The organism is Agarivorans litoreus, assembly GCF_019649015.1.
Classification (GTDB): Bacteria; Pseudomonadota; Gammaproteobacteria; order Enterobacterales; family Celerinatantimonadaceae; genus Agarivorans; species Agarivorans litoreus.
In genome coordinates this window covers 304,437-317,621 of sequence record NZ_BLPI01000001.1, presented here as the reverse complement: position 1 = coordinate 317,621, position 13,185 = coordinate 304,437, and the positions used below count along the sequence as shown (strand labels likewise).

The 13,185-nt window shown below is 44.1% G+C and carries 9 protein-coding genes; 5 read left to right on the top strand and 4 right to left on the bottom strand.

All coding sequences use genetic code 11. The features are described 5' to 3' along the window. Positions 1–4 precede the first annotated feature (4 nt). Genes K5L93_RS01455 through K5L93_RS01445 form a run of 3 tightly spaced genes read right to left on the bottom strand, consistent with a single transcriptional unit; the run spans position 5 to position 5,249 of the window. A complete protein-coding gene (locus tag K5L93_RS01455; protein ID WP_220718154.1) occupies positions 5–1,222 on the bottom strand; it encodes a CsiV family protein in 1,218 nt (405 codons plus the stop codon). Next, complete coding sequence (gene mfd, locus K5L93_RS01450) at positions 1,206–4,661, bottom strand: transcription-repair coupling factor (protein ID WP_220718153.1); 3,456 nt, start codon at positions 4,659–4,661, stop codon at positions 1,206–1,208. The genes K5L93_RS01455 and mfd overlap by 17 nt, the downstream gene beginning before the upstream one ends. A 9-nt stretch (positions 4,662–4,670) precedes the next feature. Continuing rightward, entirely contained in the window at positions 4,671–5,249 is a 579-nt protein-coding gene (locus tag K5L93_RS01445) for a hypothetical protein (RefSeq protein WP_220718152.1), read from the bottom strand. Between the two features lie 212 nt (positions 5,250–5,461). Between K5L93_RS01445 and K5L93_RS01440 the strand changes: the two genes are divergently transcribed. Genes K5L93_RS01440 through lolE form a run of 3 tightly spaced genes read left to right on the top strand, consistent with a single transcriptional unit; the run spans position 5,462 to position 8,577 of the window. Continuing rightward, on the top strand, positions 5,462–6,646 hold the full coding sequence (locus tag K5L93_RS01440; protein WP_220718151.1) for a lipoprotein-releasing ABC transporter permease subunit: 1,185 nt from the start codon (positions 5,462–5,464) through the stop codon (positions 6,644–6,646). Then, positions 6,639–7,337 (top strand): lipoprotein-releasing ABC transporter ATP-binding protein LolD, encoded by a 699-nt coding sequence (gene lolD / locus K5L93_RS01435; protein ID WP_220718150.1) that lies wholly within the window; start codon positions 6,639–6,641, stop codon positions 7,335–7,337. Before K5L93_RS01440 ends, lolD begins: the two co-directional genes overlap by 8 nt. A 1-nt stretch (position 7,338) precedes the next feature. Next, positions 7,339–8,577 carry a lipoprotein-releasing ABC transporter permease subunit LolE gene (lolE, locus tag K5L93_RS01430; RefSeq protein ID WP_220718149.1) on the top strand — a complete coding sequence of 413 codons (1,239 nt, stop codon included), beginning with the start codon at positions 7,339–7,341 and terminating at the stop codon, positions 8,575–8,577. A gap of 49 nt (positions 8,578–8,626) precedes the next feature. Here the strand turns inward: lolE and K5L93_RS01425 are convergent, their stop codons facing one another. Further along, on the bottom strand, positions 8,627–9,130 hold the full coding sequence (locus tag K5L93_RS01425; protein ID WP_220718148.1) for a DUF2062 domain-containing protein: 504 nt from the start codon (positions 9,128–9,130) through the stop codon (positions 8,627–8,629). 35 nt (positions 9,131–9,165) lie between these two features. On the opposite strand from K5L93_RS01425, the gene K5L93_RS01420 reads away from it, so the two are divergent. Further along, positions 9,166–11,379: a DNA internalization-related competence protein ComEC/Rec2 gene (locus K5L93_RS01420; RefSeq protein ID WP_308805584.1), complete on the top strand. Its 2,214-nt coding sequence runs from the start codon at positions 9,166–9,168 to the stop codon at positions 11,377–11,379. Positions 11,380–11,435: 56 nt separating this feature from the next. Then, positions 11,436–13,184 (top strand): lipid A export permease/ATP-binding protein MsbA, encoded by a 1,749-nt coding sequence (gene msbA, locus K5L93_RS01415; protein ID WP_220718146.1) that lies wholly within the window; start codon positions 11,436–11,438, stop codon positions 13,182–13,184. The last annotated feature ends 1 nt before the right edge of the window (position 13,185 follow it).

Sequence of the window (13,185 nt, the reverse complement as noted above, 5' to 3'; positions counted from 1 at the left end):
GTACTTAAGAAGCGGGTGTAACAGAGCTGTTTTGCTGTTCGCTACTAAGCTCTGATGCTTCATTAAAATTAGCTTGCTCGGCTTCGACGATAGGATCTGATTCAGCTTGAGCATCGGTTATAGGTGTTTGCTCGGTATCGACAGAAGCGTTAGTTTGCTCTTCCGGGCTGCGACGAATTTGAATTAACATGCCCATTAAAGGGTGGTCAAAGTAATGAATTTCGCCAGAGCGAACCCGACGTTTTTGATCAAACTTAAAGCTGTGCAATTGTTCTTCGGTTTGAAACTCACTAATTAAGCTACCTTGTTCCACCGTCTCAGTGTTAGCACTTAATACAACTACGTTTTGCCCTTCACTGGGGGCTACAACTTCAGCAACGGCAACATTGGCAGGAACTTCTACGGTGTTTTCTTCCGTGATAACAGTAGATTGCTGTGGTAATTCAGCGGATTGCTCAGGCTGAGGTTCTGGTTCATTCAATAACAGCTCCACTTCCACAGGGCGTTTTAGCAGTAACTCGCTTTCGATATACAGGTAGTGCTGTAGATAAACGCGGATGCCGCCTTCAAGTTCCCAAATAGCCGGTGTAGGTTCTGGGTCAATACCCAAAGCGGCAATTGCTGAGTCGGATTCATCAAACAACGAAATGTCTTCAGCGGCTAAATCGAAGCTTTGGCTTTCTGTTACATATTGCTCGTTAGAAAAGCTTACAGAGCCCAATAAATGACCTTCTTCATTGAAACGGGTAGAAAAGTCTTCGCCAGCTTGCACTAGGTAGTGTTTAGCGCGGTTGCGAGGAGCAACAATCTCTCGCCAGCCTAGGTGTAACAAAGGGGTGAATGCAGCGTGTTGGCTAAGTTTAGCAAACTCTTCGTTTAGTTCTAGCTGGTCCTTACTAAGCATTTGACGTTTAGTTGCGCCGCTGATTGGCCATCCTCTGCCATCGATGCTTACAGGCAGCTTGTCAAATCGAGGGGCAATACAAGGCTCTTGCTCTTTGCTACAGCCGAATAGTGGAGCCAATAAAGGTTCGCTAGTGCTGGCATTAAGGCTTTGTGGTTGCGGCCAGTACTCTTGGCTACTTTCTACACTTACATTGCGTTTAAAAAAGATAACTTCAATATCAAACCAACGAGGCTCTTGAGCGATACTTGGTAGGCTGGCGAGGCATACTACAGCTAAGCTACCTAGCTGCAGGGCATGTTTAAGAGTTAGTCGCATTGGCAGTAAATTGCTCCAATAATGATTCAATTAAGCTTAATCGTTGTTCCGGACTATCGCTAGGTACCGCAAACTTAAGTTTGTTGGCACCCTCTAATCGATAAATAGCTGGCTGTGATTGTAACAGGCTTACTAGAAAAGCGGCATTAACTTTTGTGCTTTCGGCAAACTCAACTTGGCCGCCTTTAGGCCCTGCTTCGATACGTTTTATACCTAGATGCTCGGCATCAATTTTAAGTTTTTGCACTTCAAACAAGTTCTTGGCTTGGTCGGGCAATAAGCCAAAGCGATCAATAAGCTCTACTTGTAGTTCACGCATTTCAGCTTGGTTGGCACAGTTAGCAATGCGTTTATACATGGTTAAGCGCGTTGTCACATCAAAGATGTAATCATCGGGCAGCAGGGCGGGTAGGCGCAGTTCTACTTCACATTGGTCGTTCTGGCTTAAGTCCCAATTTAGATCTTGACCATTTTTTAATGCAGTGACTGCTCTATCTAACATTTCCATGTAAAGCGTGAAGCCAACAGCCTCAATTTGGCCACTTTGATCGTCGCCTAATAGCTCACCCGCGCCGCGAATTTCTAAGTCGTGGGTTGCGAGTGTGAAGCCGGCGCCTAAATCTTCTAGTTGCGATATGGCATCTAAACGCTTTTTGGCGTCTTTAGTAATGAGTTTGGGTGGAGGTGTTAATAAATACGCATAAGCCTGGTGGTGCGAACGGCCAACACGACCACGTAATTGGTGCAACTGAGCTAAACCAAAATTATCGGCGCGGTTAATAATGATGGTGTTGGCACTAGGGATGTCGATACCGGTCTCAATGATAGTGGTACACACCAGGACATTAAAGCGTTGGTGGTGGAAGTCACCCATGATTCGTTCAAGTTCGCGTTCACGCATTTGACCATGAGCCACGGTAATTCGCGCTTGTGGTAACCATTCTTTAAGCTCTTGTGCTACACGTTCGATGGTTTCGACTTTGTTATGCAAGAAGTAAACTTGACCGCCACGCATCACTTCTCGACTAATTGCTTCTTTAATTAGCGCGGGGTCGTGCTGGCGAACAAAGGTTTTTACTGCCAAGCGCTTCGCTGGTGGGGTCGCAATAATCGATAGATCACGCATGCCACTCATTGCCATATTTAAGGTTCGAGGAATTGGCGTAGCGGTAAGAGTAAGAATATCGACGTTAGCACGCATCGCTTTAATCTGCTCTTTTTGGCGCACCCCGAAGCGATGTTCTTCGTCGATGACCAACAAACCTAAATCGGCAAATTTAACGTCTTTGCTAAGCAGTTTATGGGTACCAATAATTACATCCACTTTGCCGGCTGCGAGATCCTTTAAGACAGCATTTTGTTCTTTGGTGGTTTTAAAGCGAGATAAAGAAGCGACTTCTATCGGCCAATTGGCAAAACGATCGCTAAAGTTGTCGAAGTGTTGCTGGGCCAATAGGGTGGTTGGTACTAATACTGCGACTTGTTTGCCAGCATTTACGGCAACAAATGCTGCGCGCATGGCAACTTCTGTTTTACCAAAACCTACGTCACCACATACTAAGCGGTCCATGGCGTTAGGTGTTTGCATATCTTGCAAGGTTGCGCCAATGGCCTGTTGCTGGTCATCGGTTTCTTCAAATGGGAAATCGGCAGCAAACTGTTGGTAGGCGGCATCATCTAGCTCATAACCAAAGCCGGGTTTAGCGGCGCGTTTTGCGTAAACTTCTAGTAACTCGGCGGCAACATCGCGAATTTTCTCAGCAGCTTTGGCTTTGGCTTTTTGCCACTGGTCATTACCTAGTTTATGCAGAGGTGCGGTTTCGTCGTTAGCGCCGGAGTAGCGACTAATTAAATGCAGGGCATTTACCGGCACGTAAAGCTTGGCTTCGTTGGCATACTCTAGGGTTAAAAATTCAGTTTTAATACCACCGTTTTCAAAGCTGCTTAAACCATGATAGCGGCCAACCCCGTGTTCAATGTGTACTACTGGCTGACCAATACTTAGCTCAGCTAAGTTGCGAATAAGTACATCAGGATTAAGTGTTTTACTGGAGGCCTTACGTTGTCTTGCACGAACTTTGTCGCCAAGTAAATCAACTTCACTAATTAGCTGAATATTGGGATCTTTTAGCTCAAAGCCCTTATCTAGAGGTGCAACTACCATGGCTAAGCTGTCTTTACTTGCCAAAAACTCACTGATACTGGCAACATCTTTGATGCGCAGCTTAAGTGGGCTAAGTAAGTTTTTTAGGGCTTCGCGACGGCCTTCTGTTTCGGCGATAAAACAGGTTTTAGGTTTTGGGTGATGCTCTAGGTAATGACTTAGCGCTTGCAAAGGCAAATTCAAACGGTGATTTACGCTTAAGTCTGGCAGCGCGTGGGCATCTAGATTCAGTTTACCTTGGCTATTACGGGCCGGGGCTTTATGCAGTTTTACTCCTGCGAACTGTTTTAGTTCTTTAAAGCATTGCTCGGTACTTTGATATAACTCGTCTGGCGGTAAGATCGGCCGCGCTTTGTCGTAGCGTCGATTTTCATAGCGGTCTGTCAACTCACTCCAAAATTGCTTACCGGCATGATCCAAATCACCGACTTTAAGAATCACCGTGTTGGTGGCTAATTGGTCGGTTAAGCTTTCGGTGTGAGCATGAAATAACGGTAGATAATACTCAATGCCCGCTGGCATTATGCCTTTGGTGACTTGTTGATAGATGGAGCCCGCATCTCGGCTTGGTTCAAAACGGTCGCGCCACTGTTGGCGGAAGGTTTCTATGCCGCCTGCATCGGTCGGGAACTCGTGCGCTGGTAACAAGGTAATGCTTTTGCGCTGCTCTGCACTGCGCTGGGTATCGGGATCGAACTCGCGAATGCTGTCTAGCTCATCATCAAAAAAGTCTAAGCGAAATGGCAGATTGCTACCCATGGGGAAGAGGTCTAACAAGCTTCCGCGAAGAGCAAACTCGCCGTGCTCCATTACTTGGTCAACATGCTGATAACCGGCGCTAACTAAACGCTCTTTAAAAGCATTGAGGCTTAAGCTTTGACCCACTTTAAGCTGCAAGCTGTGCTTGGCTAAAAATTCAGCTGGCGCACAACGTTGCAGCCAGGTAGCTATGGGGGCAATAAGTACGCTGTTTTTATCGTGACTTAGTTGATTAAGGCTTAAAATACGTTGCGATACAATATCTTGGTGCGGTGAGAAAGTGTCGTAAGGCAAGGTTTCCCAGTCGGGTAGTAAATGCAAGGCACGCTGAGGTTTTAAGCCGTTTACCTCTCGCTCTATTTGCAGGGCGCTACGGGTATCTTCCGTTAAAATCACGATCGGCGCATCAAGTTGCGCGATGTATTCTTGAATAACAAAAGCAAGCGCGCTACCGGGTAAGTTGCTTACTTGCTTTTGGTCGCCAGCATCAACTGGGCAGGGTAAATTTAGTAACACTGAGAACTCTTATTTTTCGGCTTGTTGGCGAGCATCTGCTCGGGCTTTTAGCTGCTGGCTTTGAATGTGTAAGCTGGCTCTAACCAGTGCTTCAACATCCTCGTCTCGAATCAAGGTATAGTTTATTTCTACCAAGTGTTCACTGCGATGAGCAATGGCTTTGCATTGCTGTACTTCGCCATAGCAATAAACGGCAGTGGACTCTTCTGGCAGAAAAATTTTTAGCTTTACTGCTTGTCCTGGTTGCAAGGCTTGCGACCAGAAACAATGGATTTCTGAGCCGCCAAATTGATGACTAAGCGTACGGTGTTCAGGGCTGTCTTGTTGCACGAGCACGTAACTTAACACCCGGTTTAGCTTTTGTTCTTGAGCATGTAGATAAGATAAAAGCTGTTCGCCTGCTTCGCCCAGCTGTTTAATGGCGCGCAAACCGAGCAGAGAATGATGCTGTCCTGGGTTAGCCAAGGTAAAGGGCTCAGGAATGCTGGCTTCAAATGCTGCTTTTGTCTGAGGTAAGTCATTTGGCTCAATTAACTCAAGGTTTACATTAAGTTGATGAGTAACGCTAAAATATTGTTGTTCCTGCATACATTCCCAGAAGCGCCGTGCGGCGAGTTGTCAAATAGACCATGCTTAAAGCGTAGTTGAAGGCGAAATTACAACAAGTTGCGTAGCGGATTGCAAATAATCTGAATATCTTTGTTTTTTATGTGATTAAGCAAGAGTTGTGACTTGTTGGCCTTAGTGCCGCGCGGTATGATTAGCGCGTTTTTTTGTGCCTAGGGATGTTCGTTGCTTCAATGAAATTAATTGGCTTTATAGCATGGCGGTTCTCGCGAGGAGCCAAACAGCAACGTTTTGCATCGTTTGTGAGTTGGTTTTCTACTTTAGGCATTACATTAGGGGTAGCTGCGCTTATTACGGTTATTTCGGTAATGAATGGTTTTGAAAACCAGTTAAAGCAACGCATCCTCAATTTAGTCCCTCATCTTACTATTGCTAACCAGCAAACCTTGCCTAATAACTTGTCCTCGTTAGCTACCGCACCATTGGTGCTGAGTGAAGTGGTACTACAAAGTAGTAGTAACTTACATGCCGCGATGATGCAGGGTATCGATATCGAGCAACAACAAGATGCAGCTTTGCTGCGTGAAAAAATGCTGATTGGTGATCTAGATAGCTTGCAAGTAGGCAGTTACAACGTAGTAATAGGCATTGGTACGGCTAACGCTCTGGGCGTGCGCTTAGGTGACACAATTAGGCTGCTGGCTACCGACAGATTGGTATATACCCCATTAGGAGAAATGCCTTCACAGCGCAATTTTGTTGTTTCAGGAATATTTGAGTTTGCCGCAGAAGTCGACAAACAATTTATTTTACTCAATATAGAAGATAGCGCGCGCCTATTGCGCTCTCCGCTTTCCGCTGTGAGCCAACAGCGAGTGTTTCTTGATGATCCGTTCCAAATAGAAAACATTGCCGCTAGCCTCAATCAGCACAATGTTGAGTTTCAAGATTGGCGGCGCTTTTACGGCGAGTTATTTGCCGCAGTTAAAATGGAAAAAAACATGATGGGCATGCTGTTTTGCCTAATTATTGCGGTGGCTGCGTTTAACATACTGTCGAGTTTGGTGATGATGGTAGGGGAAAAGCGCAGCGATGTGGCCATATTGCAAACCCTAGGTTTATCGCGCGATAAGGTAGTAATGGTGTTTGTTATGCAAGGTGCCTGGAGCGGATGCATTGGCGCTGCCGTTGGAGCCTTAAGTGGCTGGTGGTTAAGTTCCAATATTAATAGTGTTATGTCTGCTATTGGCCTTAACTTTGCGGCCAACTTTGGTGGTGCAGGGTTACCTGTATTGCAACGCAGTGAGCAAATTATCTTTATCACCCTTGCAGCCATGTTGTTAAGCATTGTCGCGACGATTTATCCCGCTTGGCGCGCCAGCAAAATCCATCCTGCAGAGGCACTTCGTTATGAATGAGATTAATGCTCAGCCCGTATTAGTGGCGAAAGAAATATATAAAACTTACCAAGACGGCAATCAATCTACTGAAGTGCTTCATGGCGTTGATTTTGAAGTGAATGCTGGTGAAGCAGTGGCCATTGTAGGTAGCTCGGGCTCTGGTAAAAGTACCTTATTGCATATTCTTGGTGGACTAGATGAAGCAAACAAGGGCACGGTAAGTATCGATGGAAAAGCTATCGACGGTTTAAGTAGCAAGCAATTAGCTGGCTTACGTAACCAAAAACTTGGTTTTATCTATCAATTTCACCACTTGTTAGGTGAGTTCTCGGCCATCGAGAATGTTGCAATGCCCCTGTTAATAGCGGGAATGGCAAAAAAGACTGCTATGCAAAAAGCGCAAGCTTTATTGGAGAGAGTTGGTTTAGGCCATCGCTTAAAGCACCGACCATCCGAGTTATCGGGAGGCGAACGCCAGCGCACGGCTATCGCTCGCGCCTTGGTTAATGAGCCAAGCTTGGTGCTAGCCGATGAGCCCACCGGAAATTTAGATAGCCAAAGCACAGAATCTATTTATCAACTTATTTTGGAACTAAACCGAGATTTAAATACAGCGTTTGTTGTGGTTACTCATGATTTAGCTTTAGCTGCTAAGTTTACCCGCCAAGCATATATGCAAGATGGAAACTTTGTGAGCAAGGGCGAATAGAATGCGTTTGCCTTTGTCATTTTTTATTGGCTTGCGTTATCACCGAGCCAAACATAGTAATGGATTTATCTCGTTTATCTCAGCCTCTTCTACTTTAGGCATTGTGTTGGGTGTAGCAGTTTTGATCATTGGCCTTTCGGTCATGAATGGCTTTGAGCGAGAGTTGCGCGAGCGCTTTTTAGCGATTGTAAGCCATGGCGAACTAGAGGCGGTAAACCCTCCCTTGAGTGCTCATCTGCAGCTGTTAACTACTGCCATGGACCATACCAAGGTACTGGGCACAGCTCCGTATGTTAGCTTTAGCGCACTGGTGCAAAAAGGCAAACAGATGAAAGCCTTGTCGCTAAAGGGCATCGATCCAAACTTAGAGAAGAATGTAACTAACCTTCATCAATATGTTGGGGATAGCGCTTGGCAAGCCTTGGCAAGTAATCAGCCGCAAATTGTTTTGGGTTCGGGTATCGCCAAACTGCTTGATGTAACTGAAGGCGAGCAGGTTACTTTGTTGTTGCCTAAAGCTAATCAACAAAACCGTTTAAGTTCACCACAGCGGGTTCGGGTTAAGGTTGTGGGCTTGATGAAGGCTGGGGGACAACTGGATAATCAACTGGCCTTTATTAATTTGGCATTTGCCCAGCAACTGATGACCTGGCAAGACGGCGTTTCTGGAATTAGCTTGAAGGTAGCAGATCCCTTACAAGCAGACCAAGTGGTGCGTTCCGTAGCGAAAACCTTTCCACAACTGGTTTATATTAAAAGTTGGATCCGCCAACATGGCTATCTCTACCAAGACATTCAGTTAGTTCGCACCATTATGTACGCGATAATGTTATTGATAGTGGCAGTAGCTAGTTTCAATATCGTATCCACTTTGATTTTGGCGGTAAGCGAAAAGCGTGGTGATATTGCTATTTTAAAAACCATGGGTGCGAGTGACCAAACCTTATTGAAGAGCTTTATCGTATACGGCTCATATAACGGGGTGTTAGGTTGTGCGTGGGGGGCATTGTTAGGCGTGTTAGGTAGTTTGAGTTTGCCCAAATTAGTTGCGTTGATTGAAGCTCTAATAGGGCATAGTTTGCTTTCTGCTGATATTTACTTTATCAACTTCCTTCCCGTTGAGCTTATTTGGACAGATGTTATAGCCGTCGTTGTGGCAGCGCTGGTACTAAGTATGTTAGCGACTATATGGCCAGCTTGGCAGGCTACCCGAGTTAAACCAGCTCAAGAATTAGGTTAACCACATCAACAAAAAAGGAGCTGTAAGGCTCCTTTTTTGTTTTGGACATCTAGCGGCGTTTACGGTAGCGACGCCTAACTGAATAACGCCACAATGCGTTAATAGCAAAATACCCACACACCGAAAAAACAATACCACAGACTAAGCTGCCTAATAAAAACGCAGGGCCAATAGTGGCAATGAGATGTTCTAGGCCTTGCCAGGTCAGCTCTATATGGTAATCGGCTACAGGTTGACCCAAGATACCGGTTCCTACTAAATAGCAAAAATAGAAAATTGCTGGAATAGTAAAGGGGTTAGAAATCCAAACTAAAGCGACGGATAAAGGGAGATTTACCTTAAACATAATGGCAAAAGCTGCCGCAATTATCATTTGCGATGGCAGCGGAATAAAAGCCACAAATAAACCTATGGCAAACGCACCCGCTGCTGAGCGCCGATTAAGGTGCCATAAATTTGGATTATGTAGCCAATCACCAAAAAATTTTAGATGCTTGTTTGCTTTTAGATCTTCAGTTTTAGGAATAAATCGTTGTATCGTTTTTTTTGGCATATAGTTTGTTATTGATAATAAACTTCTTATGACACATGAATGCCTTTTTACTAGCAAGTTTGCTAGCAATGACTTCATCGCTATTCTGGCCTAACTTACTTAGCCTACCAATCCTATATGTTAGCTTGATTGCACTTGTAGCTTCACTTGTTAAAAGAAAGCTCTGGGCTGCTGGCTTCATATTTGGCGTGTGTTGGATGACTAGCCACGCGCTTTATTATCAGTCATGGATTGTTAATATCCAACAAAAAACGGCCAACTCTAGCATAATTGGCGAGATCTTGGCAGTTGATAATAATCAATACTGGCAAAAAATTACTGTAGAACTACATCAATTAGATACCCATACCAGTATAGCGTGGTGGCAGCCAAAAATTACGCTTTATCATTCTCGTTCAACAACGGATTTTGTGCCACTTAAGGCCGGTCAGGAAATTGCTGCGGAGGTTAAGCTAAAACCCGCCTTTGCCAGTATTAATCCGGCAGGGTTTAATTATGCGAGGTGGTTGGTTGCTAAATCAATTATCGGACGCGGCAAACTGATTAGTTATGAGCTTTTGGAAAACAAACCGTCATATCGGGAAGCTTGGTTAACAAATGTAGTCAATTTATTGCAAAGTTATCAGTATTCGGGCGAGATGTTGGCGCTAATGAGCGGCGATAAAAGGCTTTTCTTGCAGCAACACAAGCAGCTATATCAACAATCTGGTTTAGGTCATTTATTTGTATTATCCGGATTGCATTTGGGAATAGTCGCGTTTTGGTCTTGGCTATTAGCGAAATTGCTGAGTGTGATATTTCGGATCCATCATCAAGCAGTGCCAATCATTTTTAGTTTAGTGTGCTGTTTGGCATTTTGTTGGCTGGCGAATTGGCAGTTATCGATGATGAGAGCGCTGTTAATGTACGGTTGTTCGATGCTATTTATCTTGCTGGGGAACCGTAGGAGAGTGGTCTGGGGGCTAATGTTTAGTGCATTACTGATCCTGCTTATTTGGCCCTTTAGCGTTTATAACAATGGTTTTTGGTTGTCTTATCTAGCGGTAGCTATAGTGCTAGTCTGCTTATGGTTAGGTCCAAAGAACAAACTGGTAATGCTTGTATATATTCAGCTGGCGATTGGTTTACTGATGATGCCGCTACAGGTGTTGTTATTTGGACTGGTACCTAGCTCCGCGTTAATGCTTAACCTAGTTGCTGTGCCGTTATTTAGTATGGTGATTGTGCCATCCTTGTTATTACTGATTTTGTTTATCGGAGTTGATAGTCGATTTACGTCTTATTTGATGCATTTTGTTGATTGGCTATTCTCGTATCTTTATAGCTCGCTTGAGTGGCTGAATGGCAGTTTGTCAGTGGGTTTAAGCTCTTCATCAGTCGCTATAGGCTTGTTATTAACTCTCCCTTTATGCACACTTTTACTTATGCTTTACCATGAACGCTTACATTGGGTTTTGTTGTTGCTGTTATTGCTACCCAGTAGTGTTCGTCTGAGCCAAGAGCGAGATAGCTGGGGTGTTTATGTGTTAGATGTTGGGCAGGGGCTTGCGGTGGTCGTTACTCACCAAGGAGAGGCGCTAATTTATGATACAGGCCCCAAGTTTCGCAGTGGTTTTAGTTATGCTCAGAGTGTGATTATTCCTCTTCTTAGAGAATTAAGAGTCCAGCGTGTTGACAGCATAGTCATCAGCCATGGGGACAATGACCATGCGGGTGGACGTAAAATACTAGAACATAACTTTCCGCTAGCCAAGCGCTATTATGGAAGGGACGAGCGTTTACCGGGAGCACATTGCCATGGCAGTAAGACTTGGGGAAAGCTAGAGTTAGATTTTTATTTGGTTGACCTTGGCTATGGGAATAATGGGTCTTGTGTGTTGAAGCTAAATGATGGCAACACGAGCGTATTGTTAACCGGTGATATTGAGCAATTGACTGAACAGCAGTTACTAAAAGTGGGCTTACGAAAAGTAAATATAATGCTAAGTCCACATCATGGTAGTAATAGCTCATCATCAACGGGTTTTATCCGCTCACTAGAACCAGAGGTGGTGATCCATAGTAGTGGCGCATTTAATCGATTTGGTTTCCCGCATCCATCGGTGCTTGAGCGCTATGCAGGGGCAGAGCAGTATATAACTGGACGAGATGGGACGATAAAACTTGAAATTGATGACCGTTCATACCAAGTTTATTCATATAGATATTTGAAGTTTAGTCCGTGGTACCAACAAATCATCAGTTGGTGATTTGGTTATAAACCGCTAAACTAAGGCAATTTTTCCGATGGAATAACTCTGTTCTTATGATTCCAGATACAGCTACAAACACAAAAGCCAATTTTATCCGTTTATTAAGCTACGTTAAAGACCGTAAAATTGGTTTGATTATCGCCATTATTGGCATGATAGGCTACGGTGCTGTAGATACACTTTTTGTATACTCTATTAAGCCGTTGATTGATGAAGGCCTGTCAGGCAAAAACCCTGAAATACTAACTTATATGCCAATCTTCGTATTAGGTATTGTATTGCTACGTGGTATCTGTGGTTTTGCTAGCAGTTATGGTATGTCTTGGGTTGGAGGTCACTTGGTGATGAAAATTCAACGGCAGATATTCAATCATTTAATGCTAATGCCTGTATCCTTTTTTGATAAAAATCCAACAGGAACACTTATTTCAAAAATCACTTATGATTCAAATCAGGTTAGCACGGCTGCTACCGCCAGTTTGGTGAACCTGGTGCGGGAAGGAGCCACCATCGTTGGTTTACTAATCCTTATGTTTTATAACAGCTGGCAACTGTCATTGATTTTCTTTTTGATAGGTCCTCCAGTGGGGTATGCCATTAGCAATGTAAGTCGTCGTTTTAGAAAAATTAGTACAAATCTGCAGCATGCTGTTGGTAATGTAACCACTACCAGCGAGCAAATGCTTAATGGCCATAAAGAAATTCTTTCATTTGGTGGGCAGCCTAAAGAAGAAGAGCGTTTTAATAGCGCTAGCAATATGATCCGTCGCCAGCAAATGAAGATGGCTACCGTAAGTGCTATTGCCAACCCAGCAGTACAATTTATCGCATCCATTGGTTTGTCGATTGTATTGTTTGCCGCATCATCACCTGAGCTGGTGGCAGAACTTAGCCCTGGTACCTTCACCATCATTGTTACTTCTATGATGATGTTACTAAAGCCATTAAGAGTAATTACCCAGTTAAATAACGATGTACAAAGAGCGATGGCTGCTTGTACTAGCTTATTTACAGTGATGGATATGGATACAGAAACTGATAACGGTACCTATGTTACCAATCGTGCTAAAGGTAAGATCAACTTAGAGAATGTTGAGTTCAAGTATCCCACCAAAAATGAGATTGTACTTAAGGGTATTAATCTAAGTATAGAGGCAGGACAAACCGTTGCCTTAGTTGGGCGCTCTGGCAGTGGTAAGTCAACTATCGCTGGGTTGTTGCCAAAGTTTTATGAAGTGCAATCTGGGCAAGTGAAGCTTGATGATATCCCTGTTCAAGATTACCAGTTAAAAAACTTACGTGAACAATTCGCACAAGTTTCGCAAACCGTTCACCTGTTTAGCGGTACCATTGCCGAAAATATTGGTTATGCCAAAGAGAATGCCAGCCGTGAAGAGATTGAGCGAGTGGCTGAAATGGCAAATGTAACCAGCTTCGTAGAAAAGTTTGAAGATGGCTTTGATACTGTAATTGGCGAGAAAGGTGTGATGCTTTCTGGCGGCCAACGTCAGCGCATTGCAATTGCGCGTGCCTTACTAAAAGATGCACCAGTTCTGATTTTAGATGAGGCTACTTCGGCGCTTGATACTGAATCTGAGCGTAAAATTCAGCAAGCAATTGACAGAGTGTGTTCTGATAGAACTGCCATTGTGATTGCGCATCGCTTATCAACCATTGAAAACGCTGACATGATTGTTGTTCTTGATGAAGGAGTAGTGGTTGAGCAGGGCAGTCATGCTGAGTTAATGGCTAATCAGGGGGACTACTACCAGCTACATCAAATTCAATTTGGTGAAAGGTAAG